The organism is uncultured Psychroserpens sp. (genome assembly GCF_947503375.1).
Lineage (GTDB): Bacteria > Bacteroidota > Bacteroidia > Flavobacteriales > Flavobacteriaceae > Psychroserpens.
In genome coordinates this window covers 554,740-572,671 of record NZ_CANNDQ010000002.1, presented here as the reverse complement: position 1 = coordinate 572,671, position 17,932 = coordinate 554,740, and the positions used below count along the sequence as shown (strand labels likewise).

Sequence of the window (17,932 nt, the reverse complement as noted above, 5' to 3'; positions counted from 1 at the left end):
CTTATTCGTTCTCTTCAATGTACATTTTTCGTACTTTTTTAAATAACTCTGAAGAGTAAACAAAGTTAGTTACAGCTTCATTATCGGTTTTAAAAATGTTCTTATTTGAACCTTCCCACGCTTTATAACCATCTTTTAGAAATACAATTTTCTCTCCAATTTCCATTACCGAATTCATATCATGTGAGTTGATTACAGTGGTGATATTATATTCGTCAGTAATTTCTTGAATTAGATTATCAATCACCATTGCGGTTTTTGGATCTAATCCTGAATTTGGTTCATCGCAAAACAAATATTTCGGATTGTTAACTATTGCTCTTGCAATAGCTACACGTTTTTGCATGCCACCAGAAGCTTCACTTGGCATTTTATGATGTGCATCAATTAAGTTGACACGCTTTAAAACGAAATCAACACGATCTTCCATTTCACTTCTACTTTGCTTAGTAAACATACGCAACGGAAACATGACATTTTCTGCTATGGTCATAGAGTCAAAAAGCGCACTGCCTTGAAAAACCATTCCCATTTCGGCTCTTAAATTACGCTTTTCGTCATCAGTAAGCTTTGAATAGATCTTACCATCATATGAAATCGTGCCAGCTTCAGGAGTAAATAAGCCTAATAAGCATTTTAAGAATACTGTTTTTCCAGAACCACTTTGTCCTATAACTAAACTGGTTTTGCCTTTTTCAAATGAGGTGCTTATCCCTTTTAAAATATGAGCTTCACCAAATGATTTTTCTATGTCTTTAACTTCGATCATTAGCTTAAAAGCATTGAGGTTAATATGTAATTCAATAAAATAATCATTACACTTGTCCAAACAAATGAAGTTGTACTTGCTTTACCAACTTCTAGAGCACCACCTTTCATATAATAACCGTAGAAAGATGGAATTGTAGCTAACAAAAATGCAAAAACGAAGGTTTTTATGAAAGCATAAATGACATGAAATGGAATAAAATCGGTCTGTACTCCAATAATATAATCTTCAAGCGTACTGAAACCTCCATATACACATGCAGCCATTCCGCCAAGAACACCTAAAAACATTGCAATTGAGATAACAAATGGATATAACATTAATGCAATAAACTTAGGAAAAACAAGATAATTAATAGCATTGATACCCATAACTTCCAATGCATCAATCTGCTCTGTAACTCTCATGGTGCCTATGCTAGAGGTGATAAAAGAGCCTACCTTTCCAGCCATGATTATTGAAATGAAAGTTGGGGCAAACTCTAAAATCACAGATTGTCTCGTTGCAAAGCCAACTAAGTATTTAGGGATTAAAGGGTTACTAATATTTAGTGCTGTTTGTATCGTTACAACACCGCCTACGAAAAATGAAATAAATGAAACAATACCTAATGAACCAATGATAAGATCATCGATATCCTTAAAGATCAAGATACGCATCACAGACCATTTTGTAGGCTTGCGAAACATTTCTGCAATCATTAAAAAATAGGCGCCAATATTAGTAAGGTATTGCATAGTAAAATTTGATTACGCTAAAGTAAAAAAACTAATCTTATTTAACCTTAATTTTAAAGCATGATGTATTAAAATCTGTATTTTTGAAGCTAGAAACATTTTATTATGCTAAAGTCTATTTTTTCTTTACTAAGCTTATTTTTTATAACCACAGTATCGGTATCACAAAATGAAAATCCGAAATTGGTCGTAGGAATTGTTGTCGATCAGATGCGTTATGATTATTTAACTCGGTTTTATAGTAAGTACAGCGATGGCGGTTTTAAGCGTATGATCAATGAAGGATTCAATTGCAAAAATCATCACTTTAATTATATTCCAACCAAAACTGGACCTGGCCATGCTTCAATTTTTACTGGAACATCTCCTAAATATCATGGTATAATTGGTAATGATTGGTTTGACAAAACATTGTATAGAAATGTGAATTGTGTTGAAGATAATTCTGTTGAACCTGTAGGTACCTCTAGTAAAGATGGAAAGAAGTCGCCAATTCACATGATAGGATCAACTTTTGCCGATGAGAACCGACTTTTTACGCAAATGAGAGGAAAAACAATTGGGATTTCAGTGAAACACAGAGGTGCTATTTTACCAGCAGGTCATTCTGCTAATGCGGCTTACTGGTGGGATTATGATCATGGAGGTAATGGCGATTGGATGAGTAGCACTTTTTATATGAACGAATTACCTGATTGGGTAAAGGAGTTTAATCATTCTGGTGTAGCTGAAAGTTATTTTAAAACTTGGGATGCATTATATGATATCAATTCTTATGAAGAAAGCGGAACAGATGCAAATAGATATGAGCGGATTTTAAAAGGCGAAAAGCAATCAAGCTTTCCTCATAGATTAGCTGAATTAAAGAATGATAATGATGGTTTTCACGTGGTGGCAAATTCTCCTTACGGAAATAGTATTACCACAGATTTTACCTTAAAAGCTATAGAACATGAGCAGTTAGGAAAAGATAATATTACAGATGTATTGACTATTAGCTATTCAAGTACTGATAAGGTAGGCCATGATTTTGGGCCTAATTCTAAAGAAATTGAAGATACATACCTACGATTAGACCTAGAGCTAGAACGTTTATTCAAGGCTTTAGATAGTTATGTTGGTAAAGGTGAATATACCGTGTTTTTAACTGCAGATCATGGCGCGCCTCATGTGCCTTCGTATCTTAAAGACAATAGAATTCCGTCAGGTTTATTTGATTCAACAGCTATGCTTAAAGAGATCAATGAATTATTATATACGACCTATAAGGTTTCTGATCTAGCACTAAGTCGTATAAATAATCAAGTGTTTATAGATCATCAAAAAATAGAGGCGCATAATCTCGATCTTCAAGAAGTAAAGAGTGTCATATCACGTAAATTGTTAACCTATGAGCTAATAAGTAATGTATATATGACTTCTGAAATTAATCTATTTCCAATACCATCAGGATACCAAGAGCTATTGTTGTTTAATGGCCATAATCAAAAACGATCTGGAGACATTTTATTTACATTTAACCCTGAAGTATTCAAAGACACCAAATGGAATCAAACAGGCACAGATCACCATTCAGGGTACAATTATGATACTCATGTACCGCTTTTGTTTTTTGGAAAGGGCATAGCAAATGGAGAAACTGTTAAGCGAACACGAGTTATTGATATTGCGCCTACTATTTCCTCACTTTTAGGAATCAGTTTTCCTAATGGAGCTACTGGACAGCCATTAGAATTTGTAATTGATTAGATTTGAAGAGACGTTCTTTATACACACTACTTGCAATTTTAATACTTATAGGTGTTTTTGGTTATGAGTTTTTTTTAACTGAAAAGGAAACTCATAAAACAATAGAAAATGGTAAAACGACTAAAACAGATACCAACGAATATTTTTTGCCTACTAGTACCACAGATCAAATAATACATCACGAAGGTTATTCGTTATCATATAGTGAAACTCATGAACAAGCCGAATGGGTGGCTTATGAGTTAAAAAGATCACACCTATCGAATACTAATTTCCAGCGACCGTATTTTGAGATCGATAAAGCAGTAAAAACAGGAGCTGCCCATTGGCGGAACTATAAAAAATCAGGTTATGATCGTGGACATTTGTGCCCTGCAGGAGATCGAAAATATAGTAAGGCTGCTCATGACGAAACATTTTTAACCAGTAACATTAGTCCTCAGGAACATCATTTTAATTCTGGTATTTGGAATAAGCTTGAACAAAAAGTTCGTTATTGGGCTCGAAAGTATAATGGTGTTTTCGTCGTAACAGGTGGTGTTTTGAAAGGAAACATGAAAGTTATTGGAGAAGAGAAGGTCAGTGTGCCTAATCAATTTTATAAGGTACTTATTGATAATAATACTGGTAAGACTAAAGTGATTGCATTTTTAATGCCACATGAAAACTCTAATAAACCACTTTACGAATACGTAGTTTCTGTAGATGAAATTGAACAATTAACAGGAATTGACTTCTTTCCTCAACTTGAAGATCAACTTGAAGACCAGTTGGAAGCTTCTAACGATTATAAAAATTGGAGTTTTAATTGAAATTTAGTTGAGCTTACCAAGTATCCCTTTCCATCTATACTGTCTAATGAATTTACCTTGATTTACAGTAACGACTGGAGCTATATTGTTTCGTTTTGCTCTAAAATAACCTTTTAAGTAATTTTTCAAAATAGCCAAGCGTTGCTTATTATATGCCATTTTAATAGCGGTCAGTAATGTGATCATAAAACCATACCGCATTTTATAAAGTGCTTCACCTTGAAAATATTTTGAATTTTCATTGTAATTTTCACCAGTTGGTTTGAGATGTTTGACATGCAATTCTTTATCAGTTACTACTTTCCAGCCATAATATCTTGCAAGCAAAGTGTCAACTGTATCCCAACCTATAGTAGGTTTCAAGCCTCCAATTTGTTCAAAGCATTTTTTGCTATAAGCTTTAAATGGTCCACGTACATGATCTTTATTGGAAATGTTTTCATAAACCCATTGGTCATTTTCTTTAACATATGCTAAACCGCCAGCAATTCCTATGATTTTATCTGATTCAAAAATAACTTTTAAACGTTCTAAGTAATTATTGGGTAACACGATATCAGCATCAAATTTGCAAATAATGTGATAGTTGCTGTCTAGAGTTTCAAAACCTTTATAAAAAGCATTAATGACTTTAGAGCCTGGTAAATGTTCATTTTTGCTGGTAATATTTATCAGTGAGATCCAACTGTATTTTGAAGTGAAATCCTCAACGATAGTTTTTGTTGCATCTGTTGAATTATCATTGACCACAACTACACGTTTTGGCAGAAGTGTTTGCTTTACCAAGGATTGTAATGTTTTGGCAATAAAACCTTCTTCATTATGAGCAGAAATAACGATATAGAAGTCCATTTGAGAAAATATCAGTTTAATTACTTAAAACTCAAAACTACGTAAACACAATTTGATATTAAATTAAGTGTTAGAAATTCTTTCAGCATACACAATATAATACCTCTTAGTAAATAATCTTAATATAGGTCTGATGCCAATTTTTTTAGTTGGATTAGTCCATTTTTGTCTATCTATAATTTTCCAACCAGTTTTTTCTAAAAGCCAATCAAATTGCCAATCTTCAAATTCATGAAAATGACGATCTCTCATATCGGTTTTACTTCTGTAAGCTGAAGCGAACCATAATTTTAGAGGAACACTTGCTACTAGTTTTTTTGATTTAATCGTTTTTAAGATGGTATATGGTGAAAGTAAATGCTCGAAAATTTCAAAAGCAGTAACAACATCAGCATGATTATTTTTAACTTCAGAAAGGTTCTCGTCTAGATCTATACCTGAAGTGTTTTTTACAGTAAAGCCATTTTTTGTCATGACTTCTGTAAATGGGTTTTCTATACCTAAATCTAAAATTGATTCAGAGGTACTGATGTGCTTTTGTAGAAATTGTAAAGTGAGTTTATATCGTTTGTGCGGAAACTTTCCTTCGTACATTATTTAGAGATATTATCGTAAGAGGTTTTAATACCTTTAATTAAAGCTGAACTAAAACCTTGATGTTCCATTTCATTCAAACCAGCTATAGTACAACCTTTAGGAGTAGTAACTTTATCAATTTCGGCTTCAGGATGATTTCCTTTTTGTAGTAATAATTCACTTGCGCCTTTTACGGTTTGAGTTGCAATTTGAGTTGCTGTATGAGCATCAAAGCCTATTTCAATTCCACCCTGAATCATACCTCTAATAAAGCGAAGTACATAAGCTATTCCACAGGCGCCTAAAACAGTTGCTGCATCCATAAGTTGCTCATTAATAACAATAGTTTCGCCAAGTGCATTAAAAATACGCTTTACATTAGTTGTTGATTCATCATCAGATGTATTCGAGGCTATACATGTAATAGATTCATTAACTGATGCTGCGGTATTTGGCATTGCTCTATAGATCACTGGATCAAATTGTAACTGAGCTTTTATTTGTTCTATTGAAAAATCACTAACAACTGAGATGAGTAATTTATTGGAAGAAATTTCAGGAGCAACTTCTTTCAAGACTTCAGAAATCTTATAAGGTTTTACAGCAATGATAATTGTATCAGCATTTTTTACTGCTTCAATGTTATTAGAAGTAATTACAACTCCTTGTTCTTTAAATGATTTTAATAAGTCTGTTTTGTGTCGAGTAATTACAATATTTGAAGGTTTGAAATGGTCGCTTATTAAGCCCGAAGCTATTGCTTGACCAAGATTACCTCCTCCTAAAATTGCAATTTTCGAATTCATATTAATATTTGTATACAATAGCATTTACATGCATCCCAGCACCAACACTAGCAAAAATAATAATATCACCTTTTTTAAGTGATTGATTTTCTAATTTATTATTTCTTATCAAATCAAAAAGGGTAGGAACAGTTGCAACTGAACTGTTACCTAATTTATGAATACTCATTGGCATTACGCCTTCAGGAGCTTCCGTTTTATAAAGGCGGTAAAAACGTTTAATTATGGCTTCATCCATTTTTTCATTAGCTTGATGGATCAATACTTTTTTCACGTCATTAATATCCACACCACTACTATCTAAACATGTTTTCATGGCTTGTGGTACATTACTCAGCGCAAACTCATAGATCTTACGACCATGCATTTTAATATAACGTGTGTCTTTACAGAGCTCTTGGTTGTTTGAGTTTCCAAAATAGAGGTAGTAAGCCTCATCATACGTAAATGAAGCAGTTTCATGAGCAAGGATACCTCCTTCATCATCATCTGTAGCTTCAACTATGGTAGCGCCCGCGCCATCTGAATAGATCATAGAGTCTCTATCATGTTTATCAACCACTCGTGATAATGTTTCAGAACCGATAACTAGACATTTTTTAGCCATTCCTGATTTAATAAATGCTTTGGCTTGAATTACACCTTCTACCCATCCTGGACAACCAAATAGAATATCATAGGCAACACATTTAGGATTTTTTATTCTCAAACTATGTTTAACCCTAGAAGCCAAACATGGTAAAATATCACTTTGAATAGTGTTGGCCTTAACATCTCCAAAATTATGAGCACAGATAATATAGTCAATTTCTTCTGGATTTATATTAGCATCTTCAATAGCTTTTTGTGCAGCTAAAAACCCCAAATCTGAAGAGGTTAGCTGGTCATCGGCATAGCGTCTTTCTTGGATGCCTGTTATGGCTTTAAATTTATCAACAATAATTTCATTAGGGTGATTTATTGTTGAACCATCAGCATTTAAAAACTCATGTTGATGGAAATCTTCATTCTTCTCGATCATGTCTGGAATATAACTACCAGTTCCAGTTATTTTAATTGCCATTTGATACGCATTTAGATTAATTGACTAATGTAATTAAATAAATTTTTGTCTTGATTAAAATTCTCAAAATATCACTTATTTTTAATGAATTGACAAAAAACAGGCTTTAGATTACATAATTTACAAAAATACCCTTGAAAACCAAGGGTATTTGTCGTTATAGTTCTTAAAATTAAGCTTCCATATACATTTCAATAGGCGCACAGGTACAAATAAGATTTCGATCGCCATAGGCATCATCTACGCGTCTTACACTTGGCCAAAACTTATTGGCTCTAACGTAGTCTAAAGGAAATGCTGCCTCCTGACGGGTATATGGTAATAACCATTCATCGCTGGTAATCATATCAAGCGTGTGAGGTGCATTTTTCAAAGTGTTATTAGTATTTTCCTTAGATATTTGATCTATTTCGTTTTTGATAGAGATCATAGCATCACAAAACCGGTCCATTTCAGCTTTGCTTTCACTTTCAGTAGGTTCTATCATCATGGTGCCAGCAACAGGAAAAGATACTGTAGGTGCATGAAAACCATAATCCATTAAACGTTTCGCAATATCTACAACTTCAATACCATGCGCTTTGAATGGTCTACAATCAACAATCATTTCGTGTGCTGCACGTCCGCGTTCACCAGAATATAGTGTTTCGAAAGCACCTTCAAGTCGTTTTTTTATGTAGTTAGCATTGAGTATAGCCACTTCGGTAGAGCGTTTCAATCCTGAAGCACCTAACATTTTTATATATCCATAGGAAATCAAACAGGCCAATGACGAACCGAAAGGCGCTGCAGAAATTGCAGTTATTGCTTGATCTCCTCCAGTTTTAATTAAAGGGTTTCCTGGTAAAAATGGTACTAATTGTTTGGCAACACAAATTGGACCAACACCTGGTCCGCCACCTCCGTGTGGTATGGCAAATGTTTTATGTAGATTTAGGTGACAAACATCTGCTCCAATGTTACCAGGATTTGTTAGACCTACTTGAGCGTTCATGTTGGCACCATCCATATAAACTTGTCCTCCATTATCATGAATAATTTGAGTAATTTCTTTGATTGCAGATTCATATACACCATGAGTTGATGGGTAAGTTACCATCAAAGCAGCAAGATTATCTTTATGTAATTCAGCTTTCTCTCTTAAGTCATCAACATCAATATTACCTTCATCTGTTGATTTTGTTACGATGACTTTCATTCCTGCCATCACCGCACTAGCAGGATTTGTACCATGAGCTGATGATGGTATTATACAAATATTTCTATGGCGATCTCCTCGTGATTCATGGTAGGCTTTAATAACCATTAAACCAGCAAACTCGCCTTGAGCTCCAGAGTTTGGTTGTAGTGAAGTGCCTGCAAAACCCGTTATTTCTGTAAGTTGATCTGCTAGTTTTTTTAATACAATTTGATATCCTTTAGCTTGATCTATTGGTGCGAATGGATGAATTTTCCCCCATTTAAACCAGCTTAGTGGTAACATTTCTGATGCAGCATTTAGCTTCATTGTACACGAACCAAGTGAGATCATAGAATGATTTAACGCCAAATCTTTACGTTCTAAAAGTTTGATATAGCGCATAAGCTCAGTTTCAGAATGATGAGAGTTAAAAACAGGCTCTTGTAAAAACTTGGTATGACGTTTTAAATCGCTAGCTATTGCATTTTCACTTGAAACCTCAGAGATGATTGCTGCATCTTGATTACTGATTTTAGCAAAAACAGATACAATTTTATTGAGTTCTCCTATCGTAGTAGGTTCATTTATAGATAGAACAACTTCATTTTCATTAGGATAGTAAAAGTTTATTTTCTTACTTTCAGCTTCTTTTTTGATCGCCTTTGCATTTGCTTTAATATGTAGTGTGTCGAAAAACGAAGAGTTATTCTGTTCAAATCCTAATTGTTTCAATGCATTGGATAAAGCTACAGTTTTGTTGTGTATGTTATCCGCAATAAATTCAAGACCTTTTGGACCATGATATACGGCGTACATTCCTGCCATTACAGCTAATAAAACTTGAGCAGTACAAATGTTAGAAGTTGCTTTATCTCGTTTTATGTGTTGCTCTCGAGTTTGTAGGGCCATACGCAAAGCTCTATTACCATTGGCATCTTTTGTAACTCCAATAATACGACCAGGGAGATCACGTTTGTAAGCCTCTTTAGTTGCAAAATAAGCAGCATGAGGACCACCATAACCCATTGGTATACCAAAGCGTTGTGTAGTACCTAAGACAACGTCTGCACCAAATTTACCAGGTGCCTCAAGTTTAACCAAGCTCATAATGTCTGCAGCAACAGCAACTTTAATACGTGATGCATTAGCATGTTCAATAAATGACTTGATGTCTGTTACCTGTCCGTGTTTTCCTGGATATTGTAAAATAGCAGCGAAGTAGTCTTCAGAAAAATCAAAATCTTCTTCTTTACCAACCACTAATTCAATTCCAATGGGTGTAGCTCTAGTTTGTAAAAGTGATAGTGTTTGGGGAAGAATATGTTCTGAGACAAAGAATTTATTAGTGCCAGCCTTTTTTTGATCACGATCTCTTACAGCAAATAATAGACTCATGGCTTCAGCAGCAGCTGTACTTTCATCTAATAGAGAAGCGTTAGCAATCTCCATTCCAGTAAGATCAGTGATCATCGTTTGAAAATTCAATAATGCTTCTAATCGACCTTGAGCTATTTCAGCCTGATAAGGCGTATATGCAGTATACCAACCTGGATTTTCTAGAATATTTCTTTGAATTACAGCAGGCATAATGGTTGGGTGATATCCCAGACCAATATAGGTTTTAAATACTTGGTTCTTTTTCGAAAGATCATAAATATGAAGCAAATACTCTTGCTCACTCATAGGTGCATCAAGATCTAAGCTTGATTCTAAACGAATACCATCTGGAATGGTTTCATGAATCAATTGCTCCATAGAATCTACACCAATTGTTTGTAACATTAGCTTTTGGTCTGCTTCTCTCGGACCAATATGACGTAGTGAAAAATCTGCTGTATTCATTAAAATATAAGTTGTGTTTTAGTTTCGCAAAATTAAGCAAATAATGTCCTTAAATTGTTAACGAAAATGAAACTTTTCAACCATTTGAAACGGTTATTAACAGTTTACTTATTTTTGTGATATGCGTATATTGAGAACCATATTTGATTTTTATATCAACAGTAGTATTCATGTGGCTTTGGCAGTATATGCACTATCCTGGTTGACTTTGATACAATTTAATATAGCTTATGATGAAAATGTGCTGTATTTTATTTTTTTTGCATCTATAACAGGTTATAATTTTGTAAAGTATTTTGGGTTGGCTAAATTTCACCATAGAAGCTTGGCCAATTGGTTAAGAGTGATACAAGTTTTTTCTTTAATATGTTTTGTTGTTTTTTGTTATTATCTCTTTAAGCTAAGCCTAGCTGCATTACGATGTGTGATCATTTTTGGAATGTGTACTTTTTTGTACGCCATACCAGTAATTCCAAAAAACGTGTTTTTAGATAAGCACAAAAAATTACGCAGCATCAGTGGTCTTAAAATTTATATCATTGCTATGGTTTGGGCAGGTGTAACTGTAGTTCTACCACTTGTAAATAATGATTATGATATCTATTCAAATGATGTTGTTGTAACTGTAATACAGCGGTTTTTATTAGTGATCATATTGATGTTGCCTTTTGAAATAAGAGATTTAAGCTATGATAGTCTTCGCCTAGCAACAATTCCGCAAAGAATTGGTATTGGCAGAACTAAAGTTGTTGGTGTGATATTATCAGTTGTACTCTTTTTATTAGAATATTTTAAACATAATGTAAGTTCTAAAGCACTTATTAGTCTTTTAGTCGTGGTTTTGATTACCATACTGTTTTTATTGTTTGCAAGAACTGAACAGCGTAAATATTATAGTTCATTTTGGGTAGAAAGTATTCCGTTGTATTGGCTAGCATTATTACTGATGCTTAGCTAATTCTTTTTCGAAGGCAGATTGCAAGCTTTCTTTTGTAGAAGTATCCATAGTAACAGGTTTCTTAGTAATCAGTTTTGTTAATTTAGTATTGTTCTTTGTATATTTTCTACACGCATTACAATAAATCAAATGGATATTTAGTTTTATTTTTTCCCATAATGTAGCTTCTTTGTATTGTGTTTTATCACAAACATGATTAGCGTCTTCACAAGGGATGAAAATTTTATTACTCATAATTTAAAACCAATTTTTTTCAAGGCAATTTGCCATAGCTGTTCTTGCTCTATGGATAATTACCCAAAGGTTAGACGCAGTAATATCTAATTCATTACAAATGGCTTCTGTTTCATAATTCAAAATTGTTTTCATTTCGAAAACTTGTGCTTGTTTTTCAGGTAATTTACTTAAGCAGTTGTCTATAGCTCTCCCTAATTCACTATTTTCTATGGTGTCTTCAGCAGTTTTATCAAACGGATCTGCTACACGTTCTTCCAACCAATCGCCTTCATTTTCATCACTAGAATAAGTCATTCTAACTTCGGCTTTTCCTTTGTTGGAGTTGATTTTACGATAATAATCAATGATCTTACGCTTTAGAATTGAAATAAGCCAAGTACGTTCACTTGCTTCGCCCTTAAAATTCTTCATAGAATTTAAGCCAGCAACAAAGGTATCCTGAACTAGATCTTTAGCAATTTCTCTATCATTTACACGTGTAATGGTGTAATTAAAAAGATAGTCAGAATACAATTTAATCCATTGATTGGGATCTATAACGTGTTTTGGCATTTCTTTTTTTGAAATTTTCTTTCAAAAATAAGTAATTAATAATTAAGTTCTTAATAAATTTCTCAATGCTTCTTGTATCTCTGTGAAATGAAATGAGAAGCCATTATCTAATAAACGTTTCGGTACTACATTTCTACTTTTTAACACCAACTCTGATTCTGTTCCGATTAGTTTAGCGCCTAGTTTGATAAGCCATTCAGGATGTGAGATACCAAAAGGTACTTTCATCACTTTTCTTAAACTTTTCATTAGTGTTTTATTATCAGTTGGTTTTGGAACAGCAAGATTAAAATTACCGTCTAAATTTTGATTTTCAATTAAAAATTCAACTGCTCTAGCAAAATCCAATTCATGAATCCAACTCACTTTTTGATGTCCAGATGCTTGCTTACCGCCTAAACCAAATCGTACTAAATTCTTTAAAGGTTCTGTTGCACCACCATCTTTACCCATAACTATAGATGTTCGGATTGCTATTTTTCTTGTCTTAGTGTTATTAATATCATAAAAAGTATTTTCCCAAGACTTAGCAATATTCATTGAAAAATCAGCTCCTATGTCTCCGTTTTCCTCAGACATTTCTTTGTTCATTGAGTGCTTGTAGATGGTTGCTGTTGAGGAGTTGATCCATGTTTTTGGCGGTCTGTTACATTGGTTAATAGCTAGCCCAAGTATATGTGTTGCATCAATTCGAGAATTGTAAATAAGTTTTTTGTTGTGTTCATTATACCTGCAGTCAACAGATTTGCCTGTGAGATTAATAAGCACATCAGTTTGTTCAAGTATATTAGTCCACTTATCAAAATCCTTAGCGTTCCAAAATATTTCATTAGAGCGTTTTGGATGCCTTGTTAATGTAAAAATAGTATACCCTTTTTTTGAGAAGTAATTTTCAAGTACCTGTCCTAAAAACCCACTGCCTCCAGCTATAGTTATTGTTTTTAATTTCATCTTTATTTCTTTTTAGTAGCACTAATCATATAATATCCAAAACTATTCATATGCAATCCTGACAGAAGTGCATAAAAAGAGCCTTTTAAATTATGAAAACTCTCACGTTTAATTGATTTAAAGCGCAGTAGTTTTTTTAAAATAAAGCCTGAGATCGCAAATGGAACATGTAATACCGAAGGTGCAACTCTTAGAGATTTATTTTCAACTTTAACGTCTGTAAAACCGAATTCCTCAAGTTTCTTTTTCATACGTGTATGTGTTTCTAGCTTTGCTAAACTCCAATGACTACACAATTTTTGGTAGGCATAATGACTTCCATAGCATAGTTCATTGACTTCTTTTTTTAAAAACGCATCAGCAATAACGAATCGACCTCCTGGTTTTAATATTCGGTACGCTTCTTTAATTGATCTTTCATCATGACCAGAATGACATAAGCTTTCTATGGCTACAGCCGAATCAAATGAATTAGAACGAAAAGAGGTTTGATTATAGTTTTCTTTTAAAATAATACCATTTTTTCCTTGTAATAATTCATTGCCTTGTTTGAGTTGAAAATCAGATAATGTAACACCATAAGCAATACTGTTTTTATGTTGTTTCAAAGCGTAGCGCATTGTGGCTCCCATACCACAGCCTAAATCGATAAGCCTGTTTTTACCTTTACCTATATTTAGGCGTTTGACAACTTGAGCATTCATTTGATTAAGCATAGAATCTCTTTTGAATGGATTAGTTTTAAATGGAATAAAATAGCCAAAATGCATATTGAAGTCATTGCTCCAAAATTCATAATCTTCTGTTGCTTCGTTATAGAAATCAATGATATCTAAGGTGTTGGTTTCTGATTTTTCTATTTGTGATACTGTTACCGATTTCATAATTTCTTAGTTTCTAATTGTTGAAGATGTTAGTTATAAATAGTAGTGAGTATATTATGGCGAATAATACAAATAGACTGTTCATGCCATAGCCACCAATTTTGAAGAGTTGTTTTTTAGGAATATCATACATTGGGTAATAAGCAATTTGAGTTGCTACTTTGCCAACCCAATATGCAGCAATCAAACCTGTAATTGCTATTGCCAGATGTGAATGATTCTTTAAATCGTTAGGAAGAAGAATTGCGATTACTCCAAAAGAAAAATTAAGACCTTGAATGTATCTGCCGTACGTTTTAGCAATTTCTTGATTTAGAGGTTTTAGTTGTTTTACATCGTTATACCAATCAAATACTTGGTGTCTGATGTAAGGGTAGATCAATGCTGTAAAAATTTGTCCACAACCTCCAAGAATTATTAACCAGTTTGGAATTTGAATATTCATGATAAATGATTTTTAGTTGTTTTAAGAATGTAGAAGAAATAGATAGCTATAGATATTGGAATTATTATAATTCCGAAGATCACTAGTATGTCTTGATTGAAGTTTTTCCAATCAAAGAGCCAACATGTACCATAAGTACTTATTAATGCCCAATAGATAAATAATCGCTCTTTAGTGTTTGCTTTTATTTTTTCCCATATGAACACAAGTAAAAAACTGCTAATAACTTGAACAATACCTAGTACGATTTGTGCATAAAGCCCTAAGAATAGAGTGAAATAAAGTGCTAGAGTCGTTATTAATACAAATTTATTTATATAATATATTATTTTCATGATTCACATAATTATTAAACTTTCAGGAATTATTGAAAGAATGATTTAAATTTTTTTATTTAATAAGTTTGAATAGAGATTTGGTAATCCAGTTTTGTTTATGGTTTACGAGTTTGTTTATCATATCATCAGCAGTTTCTGTTAATTCGTATAAAGCTTTGGTTTGCTTTATAAGTTCTTTTGTTTTTTCGGTGCCATCATCTTTAATTGACGAAACCTCTTTTAATACTTTGATTACTGGTTGAATTTCTCTGCGACTACGCTCTTTTGCAATTGTTCTTGCCAATTCTTGGACATTCTTTTCAGTAGTGAAGTACTCTTTACGTTCACCAGGTATAATTTCTTTAGTAACAATTCCCCAATCCATTAACTGTCTTAAATTCATACTTGTATTGCCACGTGATATTTTGAGTTGTTCCATAATATCTTCCATAGATAGTGGTTTGGTTGAGACGAACAATAACGCTTGTATTTGAGCCATAGCCTTATTTATTCCCCAAAGTGTACCTAAACTTCCCCAAGTACTAACAAATTTTATTTTAGCTTCTTCGTAATTCATAGTACAAATATATAAAATATTTGAAACTTTCAATAATTATTGAAAGTTTATTTTTTTTTGATTAATATAAATAACAATTATCTATTGTTTTTAAAAGAAAAATATCATGGTTTTCTATTCAGAGCTTCTTACAATTTTCTATGGTTTTTTTCAAATACATGCAATTTGCCTTGATATTGAATTATATAAAACTTTTATTTATTGATCTTAGGAGCCTATTTTTTATATTTGTATAATACCTCTTTTTAGAAAGTTTATCCATCCTTTTGTTAATCTTTTTACATCTTTTAAATAGGAATCGATTTTTGCATCACAAAACTCTTGAACTTCATGCTTTCACTTTCTCTTTTCGTTTTAATTTAAATTAGGGAATAAAATTATTTTAGTTTTAAAAGTAGATTACTTTACCTATCAATTATTCTTGTTTTATTAGTCCAGCACGTTTTAATAACGCATCTGGTCTAGGTTCTTTTCCTCTGAAGCGCTTATACAATGTCATTGGGTCTTCAATTCCACCTCGTGATAATACATGGTCTTTAAATTTTGTAGCAACCTTTTTATTAAAAACACCCTCTTCTAAGAAATATTCAAAAGCATCTGCATCCAATACTTCTGCCCATTTATAGCTATAATAACCTGAACTATAGCCACCTTGAAAAATATGAGAAAATGACGTACTCATACAGTTTTCTATTACATCAGGATAGAGTTTTGTTTTTTTGAATACTTCAGACTCATGCACTTTCACTGAATCGATTGATTCAGGTGACTCGTTGGAATGCCAACTCATGTCCAATAGTCCAAAACTAATTTGTCTAAGCGTTTGCATTCCTTCATGAAAGGTGGCAGAGGCTTTGATTTTAGTAATAAGTTCCATTGGGATAAGTTTTCCAGTTTCATAGTGAGTTGCAAATAACTCTAGTGCTTCTTTTTCGTAGCACCAGTTTTCAAGTACTTGGCTTGGGAGTTCAACAAAATCCCAAAACACATTAGTACCAGATAAACTAGGATATGTTGTGTTTGCTAACATGCCATGTAGTGCATGTCCAAACTCATGGAATAATGTGGTTACTTCATTAAATGTAAGTAATGATGGCTTGCTTTTGGTTGGTTTTGTAAAATTACACACAATAGAAATATGTGGCCTGCTATTTTCACCATTTTTAATATATTGAGGTTTAAATACCGTCATCCAAGCACCATTACGTTTTCCTGGTCTTGGAAAAAAATCTGCATAGAGAATAGAGATTAAATTTCCATTAGTATCAGAAACTTTATAAGTGAGTACATCCTCATGATACTTATCGATGGTTTTAATTTCTTCAAATTTCAAATCATACAAACGTTCAGCAATAGTAAAAACACCTTCAATTACATTTTCTAGCTTGAAATATGGTTTGAGTTGTTGGTCGTCTAGATTGAATAGTTTTTGTTTTAATTTTTCAGAGTAATAGGCACCATCCCATTTCTCTAATGTTTCAATACCATCCAGTTCTTTAGCAAATTGTTCAAGGTCTTTAAATTCTTTTTCCGCAGCAGGTTTAGCTTTTTCAAGAAGTTCATTTAAAAAATTTTGAACTGCATCTGGAGTTTTTGCCATACGTTCTTCTAAAACAAAATGTGCATGTGTTTTATAACCCAATAGTTGAGCACGTTTATAACGAAGTTTAACAATTTGTAAGACATTATCTTGGTTATCATTTTCATCACTATTGAATGCTTTAGCTCCAGCTGCAACAGCTAGTTTTTTTCGTAAATTTCTGTTATCAGCATAAGTCATAAATGGAATGTAACTTGGGTAATCTAAAGTAATAAGCCAACCTTTTTTGTTTTTAGATTCGGCTAACTGTAGAGCTGCTTCTTTAGCTCCATCTGGTAATCCAGACAAATTAGCTTCATTGGTTAAGAGCATTTCAAATTTATTGGTCTCTGCTAGGACATTCTCACCAAACTTTAATTTTAATTGACTTAATTTCTTATCTATTTCACGAAGCTTTTCTTTTTTGTCACCTGAAAGATTAGCACCATTTCTTGAGAACCCCTTGTATTTTTTATCTAGGAGTGTTTCTTGTTCAATAGTTAGATTTAATTCAGCTTTATGATCATAAACAAATTTTACGCGTGAAAATAAAGTTTCATTAAGTGTAATATCATTACTAAATTCTGAAAGTAGCGGAGACACTTCTTGCGCAATTTTTTGAATTTCATCATTAGTCTCAGCACTATTAAGATTAAAGAAAATATTTGAAATTCTGTCGAGTTGTTCTCCAGAAAAATCTAAAGCTTCAATCGTGTTTTCAAAGGTTGGAAGTGCTGGATTATTTGTGATAGCATCAATTTCCGCTTTAGCTTCTTTTATAGCTTGTAAAAAGGCAGGCAAATAGTCTTCATTTTTAATTTTCGAAAAAGGTGCAGTTTGATATAATGTTTCGAAGGGTGTATTTAAAATTGTCATGAATTTTTCTGTTTTTTTTAATAAACATCAATTAAGTAGTAGTACTCTTACATTAATTGTTAAATGTGAATTACTTTGTTTATTAATTATAATAATTTTTAGAGAATGTGATAAAATATATTATAGTTTTGTGCTATTATATTTTTAAGAGAGTTAACCAACTCTATAAA

General features: G+C 32.8%; 18 protein-coding genes. 3 read left to right on the top strand and 15 right to left on the bottom strand.

From position 1 onward, the window contains the following. Nucleotide 1: 1 nt before the first annotated feature. Together Q0876_RS05970 and Q0876_RS05965 are read right to left on the bottom strand one after the other, a co-directional pair. Nucleotides 2-769, bottom strand: a complete 768-nt coding sequence (locus Q0876_RS05970; protein ID WP_299225114.1) for an ABC transporter ATP-binding protein — start codon at nucleotides 767-769, stop codon at nucleotides 2-4. Next, nucleotides 769-1,506: an ABC transporter permease gene (locus Q0876_RS05965; protein WP_299225112.1), complete on the bottom strand. Its 738-nt coding sequence runs from the start codon at nucleotides 1,504-1,506 to the stop codon at nucleotides 769-771. Before Q0876_RS05965 ends, Q0876_RS05970 begins: the two co-directional genes overlap by 1 nt. A 105-nt stretch (nucleotides 1,507-1,611) precedes the next feature. On the opposite strand from Q0876_RS05965, the gene pafA reads away from it, so the two are divergent. Both pafA and Q0876_RS05955 read left to right on the top strand, forming a co-directional pair. Continuing rightward, on the top strand, nucleotides 1,612-3,255 hold the full coding sequence (gene pafA / locus Q0876_RS05960; protein WP_299225110.1) for an alkaline phosphatase PafA: 1,644 nt from the start codon (nucleotides 1,612-1,614) through the stop codon (nucleotides 3,253-3,255). A 2-nt stretch (nucleotides 3,256-3,257) separates the two neighbouring features. Beyond that, nucleotides 3,258-4,067 carry a DNA/RNA non-specific endonuclease gene (locus Q0876_RS05955; RefSeq protein ID WP_299225108.1) on the top strand — a complete coding sequence of 270 codons (810 nt, stop codon included), beginning with the start codon at nucleotides 3,258-3,260 and terminating at the stop codon, nucleotides 4,065-4,067. Nucleotides 4,068-4,070: 3 nt separating this feature from the next. Here the strand turns inward: Q0876_RS05955 and Q0876_RS05950 are convergent, their stop codons facing one another. From Q0876_RS05950 to gcvP, 5 genes are all read right to left on the bottom strand, one after another. Further along, nucleotides 4,071-4,919 carry a glycosyltransferase family 2 protein gene (locus tag Q0876_RS05950; protein WP_299225106.1) on the bottom strand — a complete coding sequence of 283 codons (849 nt, stop codon included), beginning with the start codon at nucleotides 4,917-4,919 and terminating at the stop codon, nucleotides 4,071-4,073. Between the two features lie 63 nt (nucleotides 4,920-4,982). Next, nucleotides 4,983-5,513, bottom strand: a complete 531-nt coding sequence (locus Q0876_RS05945) for a methyltransferase domain-containing protein (protein WP_299225104.1) — start codon at nucleotides 5,511-5,513, stop codon at nucleotides 4,983-4,985. After that, nucleotides 5,513-6,301, bottom strand: coding sequence for a pyrroline-5-carboxylate reductase (gene proC / locus Q0876_RS05940; protein ID WP_299225102.1), 789 nt, complete (start codon nucleotides 6,299-6,301; stop codon nucleotides 5,513-5,515). Before proC ends, Q0876_RS05945 begins: the two co-directional genes overlap by 1 nt. A gap of 1 nt (nucleotide 6,302) precedes the next feature. Continuing rightward, on the bottom strand, nucleotides 6,303-7,364 hold the full coding sequence (locus tag Q0876_RS05935) for a 3-oxoacyl-ACP synthase III family protein (RefSeq protein WP_299225100.1): 1,062 nt from the start codon (nucleotides 7,362-7,364) through the stop codon (nucleotides 6,303-6,305). A 172-nt stretch (nucleotides 7,365-7,536) separates the two neighbouring features. After that, entirely contained in the window at nucleotides 7,537-10,386 is a 2,850-nt protein-coding gene (gene gcvP / locus Q0876_RS05930; protein WP_299225098.1) for an aminomethyl-transferring glycine dehydrogenase, read from the bottom strand. 121 nt (nucleotides 10,387-10,507) lie between these two features. Between gcvP and Q0876_RS05925 the strand changes: the two genes are divergently transcribed. Continuing rightward, the gene (locus Q0876_RS05925) at nucleotides 10,508-11,344 is read left to right on the top strand and encodes a hypothetical protein (protein WP_299225096.1); all 837 of its coding nucleotides are present in this window, start codon (nucleotides 10,508-10,510) and stop codon (nucleotides 11,342-11,344) included. Here Q0876_RS05925 and Q0876_RS05920 read toward each other — a convergent pair. From Q0876_RS05920 to Q0876_RS05885, 8 genes are all read right to left on the bottom strand, one after another. After that, nucleotides 11,327-11,578, bottom strand: coding sequence for a glycine dehydrogenase (locus Q0876_RS05920; RefSeq protein WP_299225094.1), 252 nt, complete (start codon nucleotides 11,576-11,578; stop codon nucleotides 11,327-11,329). The two genes, Q0876_RS05925 and Q0876_RS05920, sit on opposite strands and share 18 nt — an antisense overlap. Before the next feature lie 3 nt (nucleotides 11,579-11,581). After that, nucleotides 11,582-12,133 (bottom strand): sigma-70 family RNA polymerase sigma factor, encoded by a 552-nt coding sequence (locus tag Q0876_RS05915; protein ID WP_299225093.1) that lies wholly within the window; start codon nucleotides 12,131-12,133, stop codon nucleotides 11,582-11,584. 42 nt (nucleotides 12,134-12,175) lie between these two features. Then, on the bottom strand, nucleotides 12,176-13,084 hold the full coding sequence (locus tag Q0876_RS05910) for a TIGR01777 family oxidoreductase (RefSeq protein WP_299225091.1): 909 nt from the start codon (nucleotides 13,082-13,084) through the stop codon (nucleotides 12,176-12,178). A gap of 2 nt (nucleotides 13,085-13,086) precedes the next feature. Then, on the bottom strand, nucleotides 13,087-13,968 hold the full coding sequence (locus Q0876_RS05905; RefSeq protein ID WP_299225089.1) for a class I SAM-dependent methyltransferase: 882 nt from the start codon (nucleotides 13,966-13,968) through the stop codon (nucleotides 13,087-13,089). Nucleotides 13,969-13,981: 13 nt separating this feature from the next. Beyond that, the gene (locus tag Q0876_RS05900; RefSeq protein WP_299225087.1) at nucleotides 13,982-14,413 is read right to left on the bottom strand and encodes a hypothetical protein; all 432 of its coding nucleotides are present in this window, start codon (nucleotides 14,411-14,413) and stop codon (nucleotides 13,982-13,984) included. Beyond that, the gene (locus Q0876_RS05895) at nucleotides 14,410-14,748 is read right to left on the bottom strand and encodes a hypothetical protein (protein ID WP_299225085.1); all 339 of its coding nucleotides are present in this window, start codon (nucleotides 14,746-14,748) and stop codon (nucleotides 14,410-14,412) included. Before Q0876_RS05895 ends, Q0876_RS05900 begins: the two co-directional genes overlap by 4 nt. A 55-nt stretch (nucleotides 14,749-14,803) precedes the next feature. Continuing rightward, entirely contained in the window at nucleotides 14,804-15,307 is a 504-nt protein-coding gene (locus tag Q0876_RS05890) for a MarR family transcriptional regulator (protein ID WP_299225083.1), read from the bottom strand. Between the two features lie 415 nt (nucleotides 15,308-15,722). Next, the gene (locus Q0876_RS05885) at nucleotides 15,723-17,762 is read right to left on the bottom strand and encodes a M3 family metallopeptidase (RefSeq protein WP_299225081.1); all 2,040 of its coding nucleotides are present in this window, start codon (nucleotides 17,760-17,762) and stop codon (nucleotides 15,723-15,725) included. Nucleotides 17,763-17,932: the final 170 nt, after the last annotated feature.

Bases quoted from the DNA above. Each gene is read 5' to 3' on its own strand.
- gcvP (WP_299225098.1), bottom strand. From the start codon at position 10,386: ATGAATACAGCAGATTTTTCACTACGTCATATTGGTCCGAGAGAAGCA.
- Q0876_RS05945 (WP_299225104.1), bottom strand. From the start codon at position 5,513: ATGTACGAAGGAAAGTTTCCGCACAAACGATATAAACTCACTTTACAA.
- Q0876_RS05920 (WP_299225094.1), bottom strand. From the start codon at position 11,578: ATGAGTAATAAAATTTTCATCCCTTGTGAAGACGCTAATCATGTTTGT.
- Q0876_RS05965 (WP_299225112.1), bottom strand. From the start codon at position 1,506: ATGCAATACCTTACTAATATTGGCGCCTATTTTTTAATGATTGCAGAA.
- Q0876_RS05915 (WP_299225093.1), bottom strand. From the start codon at position 12,133: ATGCCAAAACACGTTATAGATCCCAATCAATGGATTAAATTGTATTCT.
- Q0876_RS05935 (WP_299225100.1), bottom strand. From the start codon at position 7,364: ATGGCAATTAAAATAACTGGAACTGGTAGTTATATTCCAGACATGATC.
- Q0876_RS05910 (WP_299225091.1), bottom strand. From the start codon at position 13,084: ATGAAATTAAAAACAATAACTATAGCTGGAGGCAGTGGGTTTTTAGGA.
- Q0876_RS05890 (WP_299225083.1), bottom strand. From the start codon at position 15,307: ATGAATTACGAAGAAGCTAAAATAAAATTTGTTAGTACTTGGGGAAGT.
- Q0876_RS05970 (WP_299225114.1), bottom strand. From the start codon at position 769: ATGATCGAAGTTAAAGACATAGAAAAATCATTTGGTGAAGCTCATATT.
- proC (WP_299225102.1), bottom strand. From the start codon at position 6,301: ATGAATTCGAAAATTGCAATTTTAGGAGGAGGTAATCTTGGTCAAGCA.
- pafA (WP_299225110.1), top strand. From the start codon at position 1,612: ATGCTAAAGTCTATTTTTTCTTTACTAAGCTTATTTTTTATAACCACA.
- Q0876_RS05950 (WP_299225106.1), bottom strand. From the start codon at position 4,919: ATGGACTTCTATATCGTTATTTCTGCTCATAATGAAGAAGGTTTTATT.
- Q0876_RS05925 (WP_299225096.1), top strand. From the start codon at position 10,508: ATGCGTATATTGAGAACCATATTTGATTTTTATATCAACAGTAGTATT.
- Q0876_RS05900 (WP_299225087.1), bottom strand. From the start codon at position 14,413: ATGAATATTCAAATTCCAAACTGGTTAATAATTCTTGGAGGTTGTGGA.
- Q0876_RS05895 (WP_299225085.1), bottom strand. From the start codon at position 14,748: ATGAAAATAATATATTATATAAATAAATTTGTATTAATAACGACTCTA.
- Q0876_RS05905 (WP_299225089.1), bottom strand. From the start codon at position 13,968: ATGAAATCGGTAACAGTATCACAAATAGAAAAATCAGAAACCAACACC.
- Q0876_RS05885 (WP_299225081.1), bottom strand. From the start codon at position 17,762: ATGACAATTTTAAATACACCCTTCGAAACATTATATCAAACTGCACCT.